This is a genomic window from Lactobacillus amylovorus DSM 20531 (genome assembly GCF_002706375.1).
In the GTDB taxonomy this organism is placed as follows: domain Bacteria; phylum Bacillota; class Bacilli; order Lactobacillales; family Lactobacillaceae; genus Lactobacillus; species Lactobacillus amylovorus.
This window is the reverse complement of the sequence record NZ_CP017706.1, coordinates 444,116-462,470: the sequence shown is the minus strand read 5'-3', so window position 1 is coordinate 462,470 and position 18,355 is coordinate 444,116. Positions and strand designations below refer to the sequence as shown.

The 18,355-nt window shown below is 38.6% G+C and carries 17 protein-coding genes and 2 pseudogenes; 15 read left to right on the top strand and 4 right to left on the bottom strand.

Annotation, left to right across the window (positions count from 1 at the left end):
* Positions 1 to 30 precede the first annotated feature (30 nt).
* Together LA20531_RS02400 and LA20531_RS02395 are read right to left on the bottom strand one after the other, a co-directional pair.
* Positions 31 to 1,236 carry an MFS transporter gene (locus LA20531_RS02400; protein ID WP_056940498.1) on the bottom strand — a complete coding sequence of 402 codons (1,206 nt, stop codon included), beginning with the start codon at positions 1,234 to 1,236 and terminating at the stop codon, positions 31 to 33.
* A gap of 347 nt (positions 1,237 to 1,583) precedes the next feature.
* Positions 1,584 to 2,807, bottom strand: coding sequence for an IS110 family RNA-guided transposase (locus tag LA20531_RS02395; protein ID WP_069168716.1), 1,224 nt, complete (start codon positions 2,805 to 2,807; stop codon positions 1,584 to 1,586).
* Positions 2,808 to 3,176: 369 nt separating this feature from the next.
* Between LA20531_RS02395 and LA20531_RS02390 the strand changes: the two are divergent.
* Positions 3,177 to 4,152, top strand: a pseudogene (locus LA20531_RS02390) (serine hydrolase domain-containing protein).
* Positions 4,153 to 4,195: 43 nt separating this feature from the next.
* On the opposite strand, the gene LA20531_RS02385 reads toward LA20531_RS02390, so the two are convergent.
* Together LA20531_RS02385 and LA20531_RS02380 are read right to left on the bottom strand one after the other, a co-directional pair.
* Entirely contained in the window at positions 4,196 to 4,777 is a 582-nt protein-coding gene (locus tag LA20531_RS02385) for a DUF4811 domain-containing protein (RefSeq protein WP_056940590.1), read from the bottom strand.
* A complete protein-coding gene (locus LA20531_RS02380; RefSeq protein WP_056940589.1) occupies positions 4,777 to 6,249 on the bottom strand; it encodes an MDR family MFS transporter in 1,473 nt (490 codons plus the stop codon). The genes LA20531_RS02385 and LA20531_RS02380 overlap by 1 nt, the downstream gene beginning before the upstream one ends.
* A gap of 162 nt (positions 6,250 to 6,411) precedes the next feature.
* Here LA20531_RS02380 and LA20531_RS02375 point away from each other — a divergent pair, with 162 nt between their 5' ends.
* From LA20531_RS02375 to LA20531_RS02310, 14 genes and pseudogenes are all read left to right on the top strand, one after another.
* Positions 6,412 to 6,852 (top strand): MerR family transcriptional regulator, encoded by a 441-nt coding sequence (locus LA20531_RS02375; RefSeq protein ID WP_056940588.1) that lies wholly within the window; start codon positions 6,412 to 6,414, stop codon positions 6,850 to 6,852.
* 119 nt (positions 6,853 to 6,971) lie between these two features.
* Positions 6,972 to 9,095, top strand: coding sequence for an SLAP domain-containing protein (locus LA20531_RS02370; RefSeq protein WP_056940587.1), 2,124 nt, complete (start codon positions 6,972 to 6,974; stop codon positions 9,093 to 9,095).
* A gap of 161 nt (positions 9,096 to 9,256) precedes the next feature.
* Positions 9,257 to 9,868 (top strand): GTP pyrophosphokinase, encoded by a 612-nt coding sequence (locus tag LA20531_RS02365; protein WP_288291066.1) that lies wholly within the window; start codon positions 9,257 to 9,259, stop codon positions 9,866 to 9,868.
* A gap of 3 nt (positions 9,869 to 9,871) precedes the next feature.
* Positions 9,872 to 10,537, top strand: coding sequence for a response regulator transcription factor (locus LA20531_RS02360; protein WP_056940585.1), 666 nt, complete (start codon positions 9,872 to 9,874; stop codon positions 10,535 to 10,537).
* 8 nt (positions 10,538 to 10,545) lie between these two features.
* The gene (locus LA20531_RS02355) at positions 10,546 to 11,820 is read left to right on the top strand and encodes a sensor histidine kinase (RefSeq protein ID WP_056940584.1); all 1,275 of its coding nucleotides are present in this window, start codon (positions 10,546 to 10,548) and stop codon (positions 11,818 to 11,820) included.
* A 47-nt stretch (positions 11,821 to 11,867) separates the two neighbouring features.
* A complete protein-coding gene (locus LA20531_RS02350) occupies positions 11,868 to 13,046 on the top strand; it encodes an MFS transporter (protein WP_056940583.1) in 1,179 nt (392 codons plus the stop codon).
* A gap of 23 nt (positions 13,047 to 13,069) precedes the next feature.
* Positions 13,070 to 13,477 (top strand): OsmC family protein, encoded by a 408-nt coding sequence (locus LA20531_RS02345; RefSeq protein ID WP_056940582.1) that lies wholly within the window; start codon positions 13,070 to 13,072, stop codon positions 13,475 to 13,477.
* A 16-nt stretch (positions 13,478 to 13,493) separates the two neighbouring features.
* Positions 13,494 to 14,201 (top strand): aldo/keto reductase, encoded by a 708-nt coding sequence (locus LA20531_RS02340; protein WP_056940581.1) that lies wholly within the window; start codon positions 13,494 to 13,496, stop codon positions 14,199 to 14,201.
* Between the two features lie 67 nt (positions 14,202 to 14,268).
* The gene (locus tag LA20531_RS02335) at positions 14,269 to 14,787 is read left to right on the top strand and encodes a hypothetical protein (protein ID WP_236704185.1); all 519 of its coding nucleotides are present in this window, start codon (positions 14,269 to 14,271) and stop codon (positions 14,785 to 14,787) included.
* 66 nt (positions 14,788 to 14,853) lie between these two features.
* The gene (locus tag LA20531_RS02330) at positions 14,854 to 15,711 is read left to right on the top strand and encodes an IS982 family transposase (RefSeq protein ID WP_005727342.1); all 858 of its coding nucleotides are present in this window, start codon (positions 14,854 to 14,856) and stop codon (positions 15,709 to 15,711) included.
* A gap of 10 nt (positions 15,712 to 15,721) precedes the next feature.
* Positions 15,722 to 15,997 (top strand): annotated as a pseudogene (locus tag LA20531_RS02325) (hypothetical protein); the annotation flags it as partial.
* 277 nt (positions 15,998 to 16,274) lie between these two features.
* The gene (locus LA20531_RS02320; protein WP_236704198.1) at positions 16,275 to 17,486 is read left to right on the top strand and encodes a bacterial Ig-like domain-containing protein; all 1,212 of its coding nucleotides are present in this window, start codon (positions 16,275 to 16,277) and stop codon (positions 17,484 to 17,486) included.
* Positions 17,487 to 17,495: 9 nt separating this feature from the next.
* A complete protein-coding gene (locus LA20531_RS11820; RefSeq protein WP_099202235.1) occupies positions 17,496 to 17,630 on the top strand; it encodes a hypothetical protein in 135 nt (44 codons plus the stop codon).
* Positions 17,631 to 17,722: 92 nt separating this feature from the next.
* Positions 17,723 to 18,277: a cysteine hydrolase family protein gene (locus LA20531_RS02310; protein ID WP_056940711.1), complete on the top strand. Its 555-nt coding sequence runs from the start codon at positions 17,723 to 17,725 to the stop codon at positions 18,275 to 18,277.
* The last annotated feature ends 78 nt before the right edge of the window (positions 18,278 to 18,355 follow it).

Sequence of the window (18,355 nt, the reverse complement as noted above, 5' to 3'; positions counted from 1 at the left end):
ACTCATACCGAGCCATGGTTTTATTTTGCTTTATGCCTTTTTTCTTAAGGTAATAAAGATTGCAATAAAACTTAGAATATAGGCAATTACGTTAATTGTCCATCCTAAGTTGTAAGAATGGGTTTGGTCGAAGAATAGACCTACCAAGTATACTGATAGCGACATTGCGAATGCTCCCAGCATGTTGATTACGGACAAAATATTACTATAATCTTTTTCGCCAAATTGCTTTTGGATTAAGTATGGTAGAGCCACTAGGCAGACACCTTGACCTAAACCAAGAATAAAAGCAGAGATAGTCAGCAGGGTACTGTTAGTCAAGAAGATTTGGCCACTCCAACCTAAAATGCCAAAAAGTGAGTAGACCAACAATACTAAAATTGGACTTAATTTATCCAAGAAATAACCAATGGAAATTTTACCAACAGCTGCACCGATCATTACACCGGATACCACACTAGCTGCTAAAACTGGTGAAATTCCTAAATTAGTAATGTGGCCTGAAATATGCTGAACGCTTCCCGACACAAATTGCAAAGCTAACATCGCAAAGGCTAAGGCATAAAAGACTGGTTGATGAAGTGCTTCTTTAAGCGTAATGCCGTTTAAGAGTGAATTTGATTCAGACTTAGTCGTTGTGCCGTAAGCAGGGTGCTTTTCATCAGGGTTAGGTCTAATTGAAGCAGCAAGTGGCATTAAGATCAAGCCAATTAAAAGACCTTCTGCGATAAAGCCGCCACGCCAGCCGAATTTAGTAATGATATCTGCGATAATCGGGTTAAAAATGGTTCCACCGAATGCGGATAGGCCCAGAGAAATACCCATTACTGTGCCGAGTTTTTGGTTAAACCAATTACTTAAAAGAACGGGAATTGATAAAGTAATTGCAATTGGCTGACAAATACCAATGATGATCCAAGCAATGTAAAAATGCGTTAAGCTGTGAGCTGCAGCGAGCGTTAACATACTGATGGCGATTATGCTGAAACATGCAGTTAGTAACCAGCGCAAGTTTACTTTCTTCATAACTTTTCCTGCAAAAAGGAGTGAAATAGCGGCAGCTGCGTTCTGCAGGGTAGTCATCAAGGCTACGCTGGCACGGCCAACATGAAATTCCTGGCTGATCGGCCCAAAGAACAGACCGATAGTATTAACAATCAGGCCAAAGCCAATCATTGAAATAAAACAACAAACAATAAAAATCGACCAAGGAGTGATGGCTCTTTTTTGGGTCACTTTCTTTCCCACTTTCTAAATTGAAAAATCATAATTAATATTGTATCGAATTTTTTCATTAGAATAGGTTAAGGATTTTTAAAATATTATTTTTGGCTTATTTATAGATTGCCTTTGGCTTTTTCGAGGGTGATTTTTGCAGGAATAGTAAAAATTAACGCCTCTTTTTTCTACTCTAAGTCAAGTATTATCAACGATTTTAGGTAATTTTATTTTGAAATAAGAGCCTAATTTGAATGGAGCCTCCGGAGAATCAAGTCAAATATCTGACTTTAGGGCATGAAAAATACAGCCTGCCTTCTGTAATTTCAAAAAAGAGGCTGTTATAATATCTATTGGATCAATTTTTATGACAAAAGTCTTTGGTTATGTTTGGCTACGTCATAGCTATATAATTGATCATTCTTAATTAAAGCGAAGATCGTCCGTAATAATTTATGGATCGATGCGATAGCGGCCTTCTTGTGACTTGCAGTCTCAGAAGACCGTTTTCGTTTCTCGTAATAATCCGCAATATGGCAAGGGTTGCCTGCTTTCTTGGCCGATTGAATTTGGTTGATTGCCAAGTACAGCACCTTTCTGCCGATAGCTGTCCCACGCTTTGAAATTGACAGGTGGGCCGTGAGGTTGCCAGATTCATAAACTTGAGGGTCAACGCCAACGAAGGCATTTAATTGGTTAGGGTTTTTAAAGCGTCTGATATCTCCGAGCTCACTAATAATTCTCAAGGCAGTGTTTTCGCCGATGCCTGGAATGCTTGTGAGGATCTCCAGATCCCGCTTAGGAGCCAGCTTAGCCATCTCCTGTAAAGCAGTCTGGCACTCTTCTTCAGCGCTTAGGATGTTGTTAATAGCTATTTTGAGGCCATGAACATAAGCACTGTCTTTTTTGACAGCTGGGCATGCGACTTTAGCTAAACGAATAAGCTTTTGCATTATATCGTTAGCACGTTTCTTACCAATACCAGATAAGCTCTTTAAGAAGTCGATGATATCGGCTTCTTTTGTTTCTAATACGATATCAGGGTGCGGGAATCTGAGAACAATACTCCAGTAGTTTTTTCCTCTTGGAGTAGCCATCACGTGTTCGATCTCTGGGAAAGTAAGCTGAATGGCTTTGTGCAGTCTATTCTTGTTGGTTATCAGATCGTGCGAAGCCTGCTCGTAGATGCGGTTGTTGGCCATCAATTCTTGATATTCTTCGCTTTGAACATAGGCCAGCCGTTGCGGGTGCTCAGATTGCAGCTTGGCGAGATACATTGCATCAAGCTTATCGGTCTTGTTCTGGTGCAGGTCATCCTTTGTCTTTCTTTTGGCTTCCAGTGGGTTCATCATGACATAGCGTAATTCGTGCATGTTCAAAAACGCCTGGAGTCTTCTGGAGTAGACGCCAGTTGCTTCAAAGATAATTTGCGGGTTGGTAACCTGTTTAAGGTCATCTAGCAGCTGATTGAAGCCTACCATATCGTTGGAGATGGCATAGTCATTAACTTTTTGGCCATTGACCATAATGCATACGTTAGACTTCCGGCTGCTAACATCAATACCGAAAACAGTTTTCAATAAATCCATAAGAATAAACCTCCGCTTTACTTGGAGATGAGCTACCTTCACCCAATTCAATCAGATCTAATTTTCTCAACCGGACTTTAACAGCCAACATACTTAGACGAGATTCTAAATTGAATGGTGAAGCTGCCAGTTTTGCTTACGACATCATGTGTCCAAAAGACGCACGGCATTGGCTTCATCTCCACTTTACATAGTAAAAGAAAAAGTGTTGAACGACTACTCCGTCGAGTAATCATCCAACACTAGATTAGTATGTTTTGCTGTGACATGTATACTAAACATATAAAAAGTCTTGAGTGGAAGGGAAAAATCATGCGTTGGAGAAGAATTTTACTAGGTGGAGTTTTGGCAATCGGTGTTGTCACAGCGATGTTTACTTGGTCGGTAGATAGGGTAGAGACCGGCGATAAGGATCTGCCCACGCAGGTTAAGGACTACATGAAGTGGCACCACATCAATGGTGTAGCCCTGGTTAGCGGTAAAAAAGGCCAGCCCGTTGTGGTGAAAAACAAAGAAACTTCGAATAAAGAAAAAGTGGTCGAAGCTAATCGCTTGTTTCCAATTGCTTCTTTGCAAAAGATCATGACTGGGACTGCTATTTATAAATTAAGGCAAACAGGCCAACTTGATTGGAATACGTCGCTATCCACGTATTATCCTCAAATTCCGGGTAGCAAGAGCATAACGGTCCGTGAATTGCTCAACCACACTAGTAATCAATAATGCCCGGCCAGATTCGCCGCTAAAAGGTGAAAAGGAGCAGACTGCTTTCATGCTCAAGCACATCAAGTACGACCACCTTCACACTTGGGACTATCAAGACATTGACTATGAATTGTTAGCAGCAATTATTAGTAAGCAGACGCATCTGAGCTACAATGACTATATTAAACAGACTTTTGCGGGGCCACTTAACCTTAGACAAATTAAGGATTTTTCTGAGGTTGCCAAAAATGAGGTGCCTCAGCCTATAAATAATGTTAGCTGGCATGAGGTTACAGTAACTACGTCTTCTGATTTTGGAGCAGGGAACTTATTCATGTCGCCAAAAGATTATTGGAAGTTTATAAATCAGGCAGTGCTAAAGAATCCTAAGATGATCAATACTTTTTCTCAACAGACTCAGCATGAAGAGGTGGCCTATTTTGGCGGCGTATATTTCCATAATAATGTGATCGCCGGCAATGGAAGCATCCCCGGTTATAATTCGTGCTTTATCGCCAATTACAAGACGAAGGAAACGGTTATGATGTTTTCTAATAATATCGATTATTGGGATTTGAAAGAAGATTCGGATTACATTTTGCATCATTATGTTGGCTATCGCCCAGAGCTTAGATTTTAGTATAGAAAAAACGCAGTTCCAATTAAGGAATTGCGCTTTTTGTTTACTTTTTCATTTGCGCTTGTTTCATTTGCTGCATCTTCTTCATCATCGCAGCACGTTTAGCCATTTGCTTTTGCAAAGACTTAGCTTGTTTAATTGATAAAACCTTCCAATTCTTTGGCACATTGAAAGTATATTCACGATGCTTCAACTCATTATTGTGACCAAACCAGCCAAACAAGAATTGATTCCAGCCATTACTGAAAACGTAGCGTTCAGTCTTGATTGTCATTGAAGGCTTATCTGCATTTTTCACACTAGCGTGAGTTTTATCGGTTTTAATTGGGGTAGGCTTCTTATCTGTATTTTTTGTTTTATATAGGTAGATTTTTTCTGTACCGTTGCCAAGTGATTGGTATAAAAGGATTGACGATTGTGGGGATGCAGAAGAGACGAGCTCTTTTTTAACAGTGGTAGTTTGGGTATTCATACCATAGTGATTGTAGTCGTGAGCTACGATTCCAGCGATACTCAATACTGCGATGAGTAGTGAAATAATCGCAAGCGGCATATAACCCTTTTTAGGAATTACATTGAAATAGATAAAGGCAATAACTGCCAGAATTAAGATAATTAAAATCATTAGCTGTCCACCTTCTCTGAACGTTCACGTGCACGATTACCTTTCTTCAAGAAGAATGAAAGAACTAAGGCGATCAATGCAAAGAGAATACTAATTGCAAATGAGGCATGGAAACCATCAAGTGTCGCATTAATTGCACCATTCTTATATTGAAGTGGCAACGTCTTAAGCATTGACTTGGCTGGCATATTGTTGTTAGTAGTTGTAGTCAATACTGAAACAAGGATGGCAGTACCAATTGATGATAATACCTGTCTAAAGGTGTTGTTAACGGCGGTACCGTGAGAAATCTTATCTAATGGAAGTGAGTTCATCCCTGAAGTAGTAACGTTCATCATAACCAGAGCAACACCAACCATTCTGATTGCGTAGAGAATAATAATCATTAAGAATGAACTATTCTCAGTTAAAAATACGAATGGAATAGTTCCCAAAGTAAGAAGTGTCATACCAGTAATGGCCATTTTTCTTGCACCATAACGGTCAAAGATTCGACCAGTAATTGGTGACATAATCCCAATCATCAAAGCACCTGGAAGTAAGATCAAGCCAGAGTGAAATGCGGATTCACCACGTAAGTTTTGAATATAAAGTGGCAAAACCATTTCGATTCCAACCATGGCTAGGTTAGTAACACCTGAAAGAATAGCAGCAAGTGAGAATTCGAAGTGCTTGAATACTCTAATATCAAGAAATGGATCATCCATCTTCAATTGGCGAATACCAAAGAGAATTACGAAGATGATACCAACAAAAATAAAGGCTAAAATTTCAGGATTTGTCCAACCTTTATTACCAGCTTCTGAAAAACCATATAGTAGAGAACCGAATCCGATAGTTGAAGTGGCAACTGAAAAGACATCGATTTTTTCATCCTTAGTTGGCAAAACGTCTTTTACTAAAAAGGCAGCAAGGATTACAACAATTCCGGCAATTGGAGCAATAATGCTGAAAAGGTAACGCCAGGAAAGATTGTCGACTACCCAACCAGATAATGTTGGCCCAATAGCAGGAGCCAAACCGATAACGATGCCGACCGTCCCCATAGCGGCACCACGTTTATCAGCTGGGAAGATTGAAAGCATGATGGTCTGAAGTAGCGGCATGGTAACGCCGACACCAAGACCTTGGATGATTCTTCCGGCTAAAAGTGTTTGAAAGTTAGGTGCAATTGCTGCAATAACAGTTCCGATGAAGAAAGTAGACATTGCAGTCAAATACATCTTTTTAGAACCGAAACGGTTGATTAGCCAAGCAGAAATAGGAATCATTACACCGTTAACTAATAAGAATGCGGTGGAAAGCCATTCTGCAGTGGCTGTACTAATTTTGAAATCTCTCATAATTGAAGGTAGAGCAGTAGACAAAAGCGTACCATTTAATACCGTACAAAATGAGCCGATGATCAATACTAGTACCAATAAGTTACGATTGTATTGTTTTCCATGAATATCGACAGGTTGTTTATTCATGTGTCATCCCCCTTTTGTGAAAATTAAGAATCGTTGATTACTATAAGCCCAATTTTTATTAATGTCAAATAATCTTACAAATATGATATAAAATATGACACGTAAGTTGAAAAATTTAACATGAATTAATATAATAAAAAATAATTAGTGAGGCTGATAAATATGGAAAACACAAAGAAAAAGAAAATACATCAACTTTTTGAAAATCTAGAAATAGGTATAGGTGGCGTAAGCAGCAGCCTAGGTGTGTCGCAACGTCAACTTAGATATTGGGAACAAAAGGGCTACATCAAGCCAGTTACTGAAAAATCTGGCGTGCGTCATTATAGTTTAGCGACAGTTTATTTGATTGCCTTTATTAAAGATCAACTTGATGCTGGCTACACATTGGATGCCGCTGTGAAAAAATCGAAGGAAGTTCGCATTAAAAGCAAGATTGCACGTAAATTGTTGCGTAATGCCTTTGATGATATTGAAGTAACCGATGAAGAAAAAGGTTACGGTGAGATTCGAATGGGCGAGATGGAAGTAGGAGACAAAAAGGCCGAAGTTATTGGCATAGTTGACGAAAATGGTAGCCATTTTGAATTGAAGGAAGAATAGATTAACCAAAATAGACATCTATCGATGAAATTTATCGATAGGTGCCTTTTTAACGTAATAATAACTTATCTTGATATAATTGATTTATAAGTAAATGCATATTCCAAGAGGTAATAACAATGAAATTTAACAAGAAAATGGCTTTAATTTCTGCCGCAGTGTTGATGGGTATCTCCACCGTTTCTGCTGTAGAAATTCCACAAACAAATATAGTACAAGCCGCTACTTCTCAAAGTCGAAAAGTATATTTCAGAAAAAATTCTTACGTCTATAACAAAAAAGGTCAAAGAATTTACAAATTTAAGGGCAAGACTGCTTACTTCAAGAAGGGCGCCACTCCTAGTTTTCCAATTCAAACAACTGATGAAAAAACGCATTATTACTTCAATACCAGAGATGGCAAAGTTTACCTTCAAACTACCAAGATTAAAGGTAAGCAATACGCAAATGTAGGTAATGGTGGCTACATCAATCTTTCCAACATCGGTGCCATCAGTAATAGTCTGCTCTTAACAGACCAAAACGTTAGGGTAAGAGTTAATAGAGATACCCGTGTTCTAAATAGCAAAGGTCAAGCCGGCGATACTGTTGTTAAGAAAGGCACGATCATCACGGCCGATGGACATGGTGCAATTCCTGGTGGTGACTGGATTGATGATGGTGTGCCACAAGAGTACTACCACATCGTAGGTACTGATCACTATCTAGAAGATGACAACGGTACTTTGCTTAGCCAAGTGCAAAATGGCAATACTTTTGACAAATTATTTACTCCACAAGCAATGCCTAAGAATGCTGAGGTAGGTTCTGCTAACAATGGTACTAGCTACTACGATGTCAATGGGCAAGATATGTTCCCTGGTTTTAAGTCATTCCACTACCAAACTTTCACAATAGGTGGAGCATATTACTTGTGGAATGCTAAAGATAATAAGGCGGAATTGTTCTACTACGTGGGTAGCGGTGCAAATCAAATAAACTTAACTACTGATGGTGGCAACATTGGTAAGGATAGCAAGCGTACACCAACAGGCGCACTATTTGTTAAAGCTTCAGATGTTAATTTGACTCAAGGTGTGGCACCAGAACCAGCTAATACTGCAGCTGAAGCAGAAGCTGGACACAATGCTGCTACAAGTAGCGAAAAGTCTAGTTTAACTGACGCAATTGCCAATGCTGAAAAAGTTCAAGCAAGTGCGAAATACAAGAGTGCCGCAAGTTCAGTTAAAAAAGATTATGACCAAGCTGTTGCTCAGACAAAACAAATCAGTGCTTCCACTTCATCAACTGGTAATGCCGTTAACTTTGCAATTTGGCAATTAAACCACATTGAACAAAGTATGCAGGTCGAAAAGATTAAGGTTGCTTATCCAAACTTCTTAAGTCCATATGATCGCACCAAGATTTTAACTGCGGCAAGACAGCAATATGATGATAATTCTCATGATGTAATGTGGGCTAACCATGATCGTGACTTAATTCTTTATACTTTTAAAGAAAAAGCATCTAACAAGTATGATCAAGGCGGTACTGTTACTAAGTTAAATCTTAATGATTACATGGAAGCAAATACGCCAAACATTAAGAATAAGAAGGGCTACGATTCTTCTGCTACACAAGCTTCAATTAATAAAGATAAAAAGCTTGCTAAGTATGCCCAAATGCTTGATTACGATAAAAGAAAGAGTTCTTTAGTTGCTAAAAGAACTACTCCTGTTTACCAAAGCTCGACTAAAATTGGTGAAGGAGCAAGCTTCAACGTTAACAAGATTCGTTTGTATCAAACTGGCAGAAGCATCAAGAAGGGTAATAATATTGGTATCTTCGCTACACTGATTGTAAAAATCAAAGGCCAATATTACTTCATGGTTCAAGAAAAGAATACTTACTTCGTTAAGGCTAGTGACGTAAAGCTTGATAACTTCAGTACTTCCACAACCTACAAGAAGTATCAGAGAATGGTTGATAAATTAACCGGTCCTGATCACCCAATGGATTTCTCACTTTATGCAAAAGTAAAAAAGGGTGCTCGCTACTATCAAACAGATTTCTATTATGGAGTCACAAACAAGACATTCAATGTCCAAAAGAATAGATATGTCAGTTTCATTGACCCATATGTAATGAAATACAATGGCATTTATTACTTAACCGGTGGTGCCGAATTTAACAGTGACTTTGATCCAGAAGGCGCAGTTAAAGTTTCCGATATTATTTCAATGACTTCAAAGTTGCCTAGATAAGTTAATAAGACATTTATCAATGAATCTCATTGGTAAGTGTCTTTTTTTTGTAATTTTAAAAGAATTTTAGTTCAAGTTATGATTTTATAAATTCCTGTTACCTTCAAAGAAAAGTCAAAAAGCATTGGTATAATTGATATAAACGAAAGAAGGGACTAATGTTGAATATTTACGGAAAATACGCCCCCACACTGGATAAGATACTTAACCAGCTAATGAATCGTTTTGATGAATTAAACAACAATTACCAAAAAGTTCATCATGAGCGTTTATATGAACACTTAAATGGCCGTGTAAAAAGTGAAGCTAGCATGGAAGAAAAATGTACCAGAAAGCATTATCCATTGAATGCACACTCGGCTTTGCGTGAAGTGCGTGACAGTATCGGCTTGCGTGTTGTCTGCAACTTTATTGATGACATTTATACCTGTATTGACTACATCAAGAGTTGGGATGATGTAAGTGTTTATAACGAAAAAGACTATATTACTAACGCTAAGCCTAATGGTTATCGTTCATATCATATGATTCTTGAAATTACCGTACCCGACGAAGATGTCGACGGCAATATTCCAGGTCATTATTTTGTTGAAGTGCAGCTAAGAACAATTGCTATGGACACTTGGGCAAGTCTTGAACATGAAATGAAATATAAACATCAGATCAAGAATCCTGAGATGATCGGGAAAGAATTAAAACGAGTAGCTGACGAGCTTGCTTCTTGTGATGTAAGCATGCAGACGATTCGTCAGTTAATCAAGGAAGGGGACTAGTTAATGAAAATTTTAGTAGCAGAAGATGAACCTCAGCTATTGCGTGTTTTAACGGTAGCGATGGAGAAATCCGGCTATGAAGTTGATCCCGTCGATAATGGATTGAAGGCAGTAGAACATGCTAAAGCCAATTCCTACGATGTGATCATTTTGGACATCATGATGCCAGTAATGGACGGTATTACTGCGCTGAAGAAGATCAGAGAAAGCGGCGATAAGACTTATATTTTGATGCTTACCGCTAAAGCCGAAGTTGACGACCGCGTAACTGGCCTTGATAGTGGTGCCGATGACTATATTACTAAGCCATTTTCATTAAAAGAGCTTCTTGCGAGATTGCGTTCAAAAGAACGGCGCGAAGATGATTACACTCCTAATTTATTGACTGTGGGGGATGTAACACTTAACGTTGAACAACAAAACCTGGCCAGTCATAATTCCATTCAATTAAGCGGCCCCGAGACCCAATTGATGAATTATTTTTTGCTAAATGAAAATAAAGAATTATCAACCGAAGATATTTTTAATCGCGTCTGGAAGAACGACGAAGATGCCAATCCAGAAGTAGTCTGGGTTTATGTTTCATATTTACGCCAAAAACTGCGGTCAATCGGTAGCACAGTTAAAATTGAAGGCGAAAAAGGTGGTAGTTATGAATTAGTTAAGTAGGTGATTAGATGATTCAAAAATTCCGTTGGAAGTTCATCGGGACTTCCGTTGCTGCATTGCTGCTGGTTTTGTTAATCACTCTGGGCGGTCTTGTCGGGATCACGCGAGTGCAAAGTAAGAATGAAGTTGACCGCGTATTAACTGCCTTGGTCAAAAATGCGGGTCACTTATCACCACGTAATGCACATGCGGCCTTTGGCAATCAAAATGATCCCATCAACCGTAATTTCTTAGGTGGGCCATATAATCCTGAAGCTGTGTATCAATACCGCTATTTTGCAGTGACAGTGGATGCGTCACACCGTGTGACCGTAGTTAACGATAATAATGTTTATCAGGTTAACAGTACGAAAATTAAAAGCATTACAAGAAAGGCTTTATCTGACCATCAAGATTCAGGCAGCGTAGATGTAGGTCGAAATCAATATGCTTACAGGGTTGCCAAAAACTCCGTCGGTCAAACAATGGTCGTATTTTTAAACGAAACGCTAATTTACAACCGTTTCTGGCTGTTATTTAGAGTGGCCGTGGTACTGGGGATCGGTTCACTGATCGTCTTTGCCGTAGTTTTGATCTTGGTTTCTGGTCGGGCAATTAAACCGATCGTTGATAACTACCATAAGCAACAGGAATTTATTACAAATGCTGGACATGAATTGAAAACTCCAGTTGCGGTCATTTCGGCCAACACTGAGATGGAAGAGATGCTGGGCAATAACTCCGAATGGAACGAAAGTACCAAGGAGCAGGTAGAAAAACTGACTAAACTGATTAACCGGCTGATTTCAATGGCACGGGCTGGTGAAACCGGTGAAATCACATTAAGCAAGGTTGATTTTTCTAAACTAGTTGAAGATGCTACCCAGGATTTCAAATCTGTGATGAAGCAGAATCACTATGTTTATCAAGTTTCGATTCGCCAAGGCCTCAATGTAGTGGCGGAAAAACATTCTTTGAACGAAGTAATTAATATCCTACTTGATAATGCTAGAAAATATTGTGATCCTAACGGCAAGGTTAGAGTTGAACTGAGTAAAAGTGCTTTAAGTAAAAATGCCGTTTTACGGGTAAGCAATACATATAAAGAAGGAAAAAACGAAGATTACAGTCACTTCTTCGACCGTTTTTATCGTGAAGATGAATCACATAATTCTAAGAAAGGTGGATTCGGCATTGGTTTGTCCATGGCTCGCGAATTAGTCGAAGCCTTTCATGGTCGAATCAGTGTCAGTCACAAAGGTGATGACATCGTCTTTACAGTAGTTTTGAAGATTGCTAAATAGGTTTTGCCGATAGTTGTATAATTAAGCCAAAGAAATGGGGCATTAATTTGGCAAAGAAAAAATCTATTTATACCAAAGATGTTGTATTAGTGATGGCAGCATCTTTCTTCTTTATGTTTAGTACGATGTTCGTTAATCCGTTGATCAATGGCTATGCCAAGAACTTAGGGGCAAGCAGCGCCTTTGCCGGTGTAATCGTAGGTATTATGAGCGTTGCCGCAATGTTTTTGCGTCCTATTGCCGGCAATTTGACAGATAAGTTTTCAAAATATCGTCTATCTTTTATTGGCGGTGTTTTGATTTTAATTGGTGTATTAGGCTATATCTTTACGCCATCAAGTGCTTGGCTGCTTTTATTCAGATTGATCAATGGTACCGGCTATGTTTTGTGTACCGTTTGTATGACAACTTGGCTGGCATTCTTGGTGCCGCGGCAGCACGTGGGCGAAGCAATGGGCTTTTATGGTTTGATGAATGCCTTAGCCATGGCTTTGGCACCGGCATTATCGATTAATATTTATCAAAAAATCGGTTATCGTGAGAGCTTGATCGCCTCGGCTATTTCCGCATTATTAATGGTAATAGCTATCCAATTCGTTGGTGATCATGCCAAGCCAATTGTTAAAGATAAAAGCAAGATGCCTAAAAAGCATTTCAAGCTTATTCAGATGAATGTTTTACCGGTAGCGATTTTGACTACCTTGTTTGCGACACCATATTTTGTAACGCAGGCAGATATCGTTACCTATGTTGAACAAAAGCATTTGTCTGTTGCCGTAGGATCATATTTCTTGATCTATGCGGTAGTACTGCTGATCATCAGAATTGGGTTGAAACGCTATTTTGATACTGTTCGCTTCGGTGTTTGGTTCTGGATTAGCTTAATCTCAACCGTCGCATATATCAGCTTATTAGCCATGATGAACAATAATTGGCAAATGGCTTTAGCCGCAGCCGGAATGGCAATGGGCTATGGCATTATTTATTCAGTTTTACAATCAACCGCACTTTTACTTGCTCCGATTGAGGAACAAGGTTTAGCTAGTTCTACCTTTTATTTAGGACTTGATATTGCGATGGCCTTTGGCCCAATGCTAAGCGGAGTAGTTGATAGCGTGTTGCCAATTGAATGGTTTTATCCAGTAGAACTAGTATTGATTCCATTTATGCTGCTAGTTTATTTTATCTGGCGCAAACGTTTAAACGAAGCAATTGACCACCATTAATTTACGAAGAAAGGATCAACATTATGAGTGAATATTTAGTAAAGTCCAAGCTTGAAGGCACAGAATGGCAAATTGCTAACCAGGCCCGTGAGCATGAATTTATCTGTGATGACAACGATAAGGAACATGATAAGGGTCCTAACCCGGTCGAATATCTATGTGGTAGCGTAAATTCCTGCATCGTAATGTCCGCAGGAATGGTCGCTAAGTCACATGGTTTAGACGTGAAAAATTTTCGTGTAGAAAATAATGCTAAAACTGAAAGTCTAGGTCACGGCAAATCCGTCGTAACTGAAATGAACATAAAAGTCTTCTTTGACTCAGAAATGTCAAAGGATGAGAAGGAGAAGTTTTTAGCTCATACTTTGCATGTCTCAACTGTTTATCAAACTGTCAAAGAAGCTGTCAAAATTTATGTTGAATTAGCTTAAGGAGAGAAATGATTTAATGTCATTATTAGATGAAGCAGTTGTTTTGAATGATGGTAGCTTGATGCCAAAAGTTGGCATCACTGTTACCAGTGATGAAGATGTCGCAAAGGCAATGAAGGCAGGCTATCGTTTGCTTAATTGCACTGCGGATAAAAAAATCGATTTTAAAAATCTGAGTCCGCAAACTTACGTGGAAATTCAGGTTTCTGAAAAAGTTAATACGCGTGAAGAGATGCGTAATAATTTGAAAGAAATCAGAAATAATCTGGTTGCTAAACATGCCGATTTGGCTATGCTTCGCTTAAGTGATGACGCCGAACGTAATAAGCAACTTTGGCAAGAATTAGAACAAGTTAAAATCCAAGGCTGGCTCAAGAATATTGGTGTAACCAATGCTAATGGTGATACCTTGGCTGCTATTTTGAAAGCACCTAAGATTAAGCCCAGCGTAATTCATTTGGATTACGAAGATGGATCTTTAATCAAATTAGCTAGAGAAAACAAGATGCAAGTGGAACTTTCGGTTGCAGGCGATATTGATGCATTGGCCGAAATCGCCGGCCATTATGGTACAAGCACGATGGAATTAGTTTTGCGCTACTTTGCCCAAAAGAGAATTGTGCCAATTGTTCAAGCAGATGATATCGTTGAAAATCCGCAAACTGACTTTACGATTGCCCCAGAAGATATGGGAACAATCGGCCAGCTCTTTGCGGGTAAGTAATTAATGGAATTTCCTAAATAATGTTATAATTAAATTATAAGAGTTTTGTTTTTAGGAGATTTTATAAATGAAAACTAAAAAATTATTTACTTCATTAGCAGCTGCTGTGATGCTTTCAGCAGGTCTTGCTGGTACTGGCATGGCAGTGGGTCAACCAGTTCATGCCGCAGGCACCACTCAATCTTCAAATACTAAGATTGGTACTGTTAGTGTAAAACATAGAACTGTTTCAGCTACTGTAAATAGTGATAATCCAAAGCTTGTTGTCGTAGCTAAGGATCAAACCAATACAGACCAAATTGATTCAAATTATACTAAGGGTCAAACCATTAATGTTTTATGGTCAACTGAAGCTAAGCAAGGCGACAAGACCGTAACTTTGTACTACATTGAAAATAGAACAATCAATGGTAAAGACAGCCTTGTCTTCATTCCATCAACTGATGTAACTACTTCAGGCAATGTTCCAACTGAATCAGCCTTTGTTGAACAAGCAAACAACGATGTAAAGGCCATTCAAGATGCTTACAAAAAAAGAAGCTTGCAATACATTACTGTACGCGTGGTGCTAGTTAAATCGTTTTAGTTAATAAAAAAGTCCAATCGGACTAGACTCAAGTTGTAGTATCAAAAAGAAAAGAGTCTGATCTGATTGAACTGCCTTAAGCTTAAGCGTTTTAGCCACCATTTACAAGTTAGTTTTAAAGATTTAGTGATAATTTGTCGGCACTGGTATCGTTTGTATGCACCGGCTGAGTTTACTCATCGGCGAAATATTGATCAAATTAAAACTACGGACAGTCTGATTTTGGCTTTACTTATCTGGCAAGCTAAGACAGGAATTGAATCACAAAGAAGATTCTGTGAATGTTTCAATTGTTTATCACACTCACGTTTTAATCGGCGTTCACGTCAGCTATTGCAATTGATTTATCAGATACGGCAAGAAATGAATAAAAAGGTTGACCTGAATGGACAGTTCTTGATCATTGACAGCTTTCCGGTACCTGTTTGCCAACCAATTCGCAACTATCGTGCTAAAATTTTTCGCGGTTATGCCAACATTGGTTATAAGGCCACCAAGAAAATTTACTTCTATGGTTTCAAAGTTCATGCTATTGTTAGCGATGACGGTTACATTCTTGATTATGTCGTAACAAAGGCATCAGTTCATGATGCCAGGGAGACAGTTGAACTGATAGAAAATACCCATCCATCTAATTACTATCTTCTTGGCGACGAAGGCTATTTAGGCAAAGAACTGCATCAACAGCTAAAACAAATGGGTTATGAACTTTGGACACCATATCGTAAAAATATGACAGGAGCTAAAAAGCACAATGATCATCAATTGATGGCTATTCGCAGAACAATTGAAAGCGACTTTTCGCTTCTGACCTATTACAATGCCGAGAACAATCGAGCACGTAGTCTGATAGGCTTTCAAAGCCGGTTGGAAATTGCAATTTTAGCTTATAATTTGGCTTATTGTCTAGAACGATTTAACTAGCACCACGCGTATTACTGTAACCCCTAAGTCAAAGAAGGGTGCTAAGATCTACTACGCTTACAAGAAGAGTAAGAAGTCAAAGAAGATTACCTTCGCTGCAAGCAAGAAGACTATTAAGTATGGCAAGAAGTACAAGTCATCAATGATTGTTAAGAAAGGTAAGACTAGATACGTTTACATTGGCAAGAAGAGATACGTAAAGAAATCAGCATTGAAGATTGTTAGTGCTAAGTATGCTCCACTTAACTTACCAGATGATCTTAAGAATTTGATCGTTGAAAACTAGAATTTATTAATAAAATGAAAGGGTGCTACGAAAGTAGCGTCTTTTTTATATTTTAAAAACTTAATAGTGTTATTATTTGCATCTTATATAAATTAATATATTAACAAAAATTAAAATGCTACTGCTTACAAGCCTAACATAAATCAGTATAAAGAATTACAATGTTAGAAGACACGGCAACTTCCAAGCCAGTGCTGAAAGAAAGATCGGTAAGACTAAGTACAACTATGTTTGGATCGATGGTCACAGAGCTGGCTGGGTAAATCAACGCGCTTTTTTGAGAAATAAGATCTCAGTTGCTCATGACATCAGCTTGGTAAAGAATCCAAACTATGATTTTCCAACTAGGGATGCCATCAACTTTGCTACAGATAAGTCAGGTACTGTAATTAAACCATGTAAGGTGAATGTTTCTGAAGATAAGATCACCACTAATGAAGCAGGTTTATATCCAGTAACTTATTCTTACGGTAAGGCCAAGGCTCATGTTACTGTTGAAGTAAGATCAGATGATAACGAAGGTATTGTCAAGGCAGACAAGACGCCACAACCTGGTGCAGGAAGTGCTACTAGTTGGTTTAAACACTTCAAGACTTCAGGTCACTGGGGCAAGAGCTTCGTACCAGAAACTAAGTCACACACCTTAAAGAGTGGCGAATTTCATTTAAAGACTTACTTTTACTTCTTTTATCAACCAGCAATTTTGAGTCAAAGTGGTACTCACAATGGTTTAGTTGGACCTGTACCAGAAGGTTTGGCTGTTTCAATAGGTACAGCTTACACAACTATGTACAGCTCACCACATAATATGCGTTCACACATTGTTGCTTACAAGCTCAACCAGATTTCTAATCGCTATATTATGCAAAAGTTGCCATGGATGTCTTGGAATAAATTTACCCGCTTAGCCTCTCAAGTGAAGGTTAGTCCATACATTAAGACAGGTCATGGTCAAGCTTTCAGCGCAACCAAGAAGTATCTTTATGTAATTGCTAATGATCACTTGTTGAAGAACACTCCAAATTCAGAAGAAATCATGCAAATCAGCAAGAAGAACTTGCGCATTAAGCGTATCTGGTCCTTCAAGATTTGGAACAATGGTGCAAACGACGGTCGTTACATTCACAATGCTGTGTTTATCAATGATCATACATTTATCGCAGAATATCACCGTTTAACTGATCACTGTTTCGAATACTGGGAAGTAACTCGCAATGGCGATAGCTGGATTCCAAAAGAAATCGGTGCAGCTAAAGGTGATTTCACGTTTAACAACTCACCAGTTCAAGGTATGGCTTACGATAAAAAGAGAAAGCAAATTTATTTAGCTTTCAATGATTATTTGTTTAAATTAAATAGAAAGGGTCGTGTGTTGGATACTGGCTCTTTCCATACTGGTCGTGAATTTGAAGGTATCTGCGTCAATGGTAATCATTTCTATACAGAACTTGCTCAACGCCCAGAATTATTTAGACAAAGAATCAAGTAGGTGATCCAGATGAAAAAGACTACTAAGGTAGGCATGAGTGCGTTGCTGATTAGTTTATTCGCTTTGTTTATTGGTAAAAAGCTCGACGACGAAGTGGATAAAGATGACGAAAATCAAGATCGTGGCGTTGGTCCATTAGATTAAGTTGAAAGAATCAAATCAATCATTTTGATGGTTTGATTCTTTTTTTGTACAATTAATAAAAACGTAACTTGGATTTTGCAAAGGAAGCAATTATGACAAACGAAGCTTTATTAATCATCGATTACACCAACGATTTCGTAGATGACAAGGGTGCGCTCACCTGCGGCAAGCCAGCACAAGAATTGGACGATGCAATTACCAATTTGGCTGACGAATTTTTAAAAGAAGGCAAGTGGGTGATTATCCCAACTGATTTGCACTTTAAAGGCAATCCTTATCATCCTGAAACTAAACTTTTCCCACCTCACAATTTGCCAAATACTTGGGGAAGAAAGTTATACGGCAAGGTTGGTAAATGGTATGAAGAGCACAAGGATAATGATCATGTGATCTTTATGGATAAAATGCGCTATTCAGCTTTTGCCGGCACTCCATTGGATTTGATTTTGCGTGAGCGTAAGATTGATACTTTACATTTGATTGGTGTCTGCACCGACATTTGTGTTTTGCATACTGCTATGGATGCGTATAATCGCTGCTACAATTTAGTAGTGCATGAAAATGGCGTGGCAAGTTTTGATCAAACGGGTCACAAATGGGCATTGAATCACTTCAAGACTTGTTTGGGTGCTGAAGTTGTAGATTAGTGTATATTTTGAGGTAAATTATTCAAAGACACTCCATGAAAGGGGTGTCTTTTTTAATCCTCTTTTGAAAAATGTTCT

Excerpts from the sequence above, each read along its gene's own strand:
- LA20531_RS02345 (WP_056940582.1), top strand. The coding sequence starts at position 13,070 with ATGAGTGAATATTTAGTAAAGTCCAAGCTTGAAGGCACAGAATGGCAA.
- LA20531_RS02360 (WP_056940585.1), top strand. The coding sequence starts at position 9,872 with ATGAAAATTTTAGTAGCAGAAGATGAACCTCAGCTATTGCGTGTTTTA.
- LA20531_RS11820 (WP_099202235.1), top strand. The coding sequence starts at position 17,496 with ATGAAAAAGACTACTAAGGTAGGCATGAGTGCGTTGCTGATTAGTTTA.
- LA20531_RS02370 (WP_056940587.1), top strand. The coding sequence starts at position 6,972 with ATGAAATTTAACAAGAAAATGGCTTTAATTTCTGCCGCAGTGTTGATG.
- LA20531_RS02375 (WP_056940588.1), top strand. The coding sequence starts at position 6,412 with ATGGAAAACACAAAGAAAAAGAAAATACATCAACTTTTTGAAAATCTA.
- LA20531_RS02385 (WP_056940590.1), bottom strand. The coding sequence starts at position 4,777 with ATGATTTTAATTATCTTAATTCTGGCAGTTATTGCCTTTATCTATTTC.
- LA20531_RS02310 (WP_056940711.1), top strand. The coding sequence starts at position 17,723 with ATGACAAACGAAGCTTTATTAATCATCGATTACACCAACGATTTCGTA.
- LA20531_RS02355 (WP_056940584.1), top strand. The coding sequence starts at position 10,546 with ATGATTCAAAAATTCCGTTGGAAGTTCATCGGGACTTCCGTTGCTGCA.
- LA20531_RS02395 (WP_069168716.1), bottom strand. The coding sequence starts at position 2,807 with ATGGATTTATTGAAAACTGTTTTCGGTATTGATGTTAGCAGCCGGAAG.
- LA20531_RS02340 (WP_056940581.1), top strand. The coding sequence starts at position 13,494 with ATGTCATTATTAGATGAAGCAGTTGTTTTGAATGATGGTAGCTTGATG.
- LA20531_RS02335 (WP_236704185.1), top strand. The coding sequence starts at position 14,269 with ATGAAAACTAAAAAATTATTTACTTCATTAGCAGCTGCTGTGATGCTT.
- LA20531_RS02380 (WP_056940589.1), bottom strand. The coding sequence starts at position 6,249 with ATGAATAAACAACCTGTCGATATTCATGGAAAACAATACAATCGTAAC.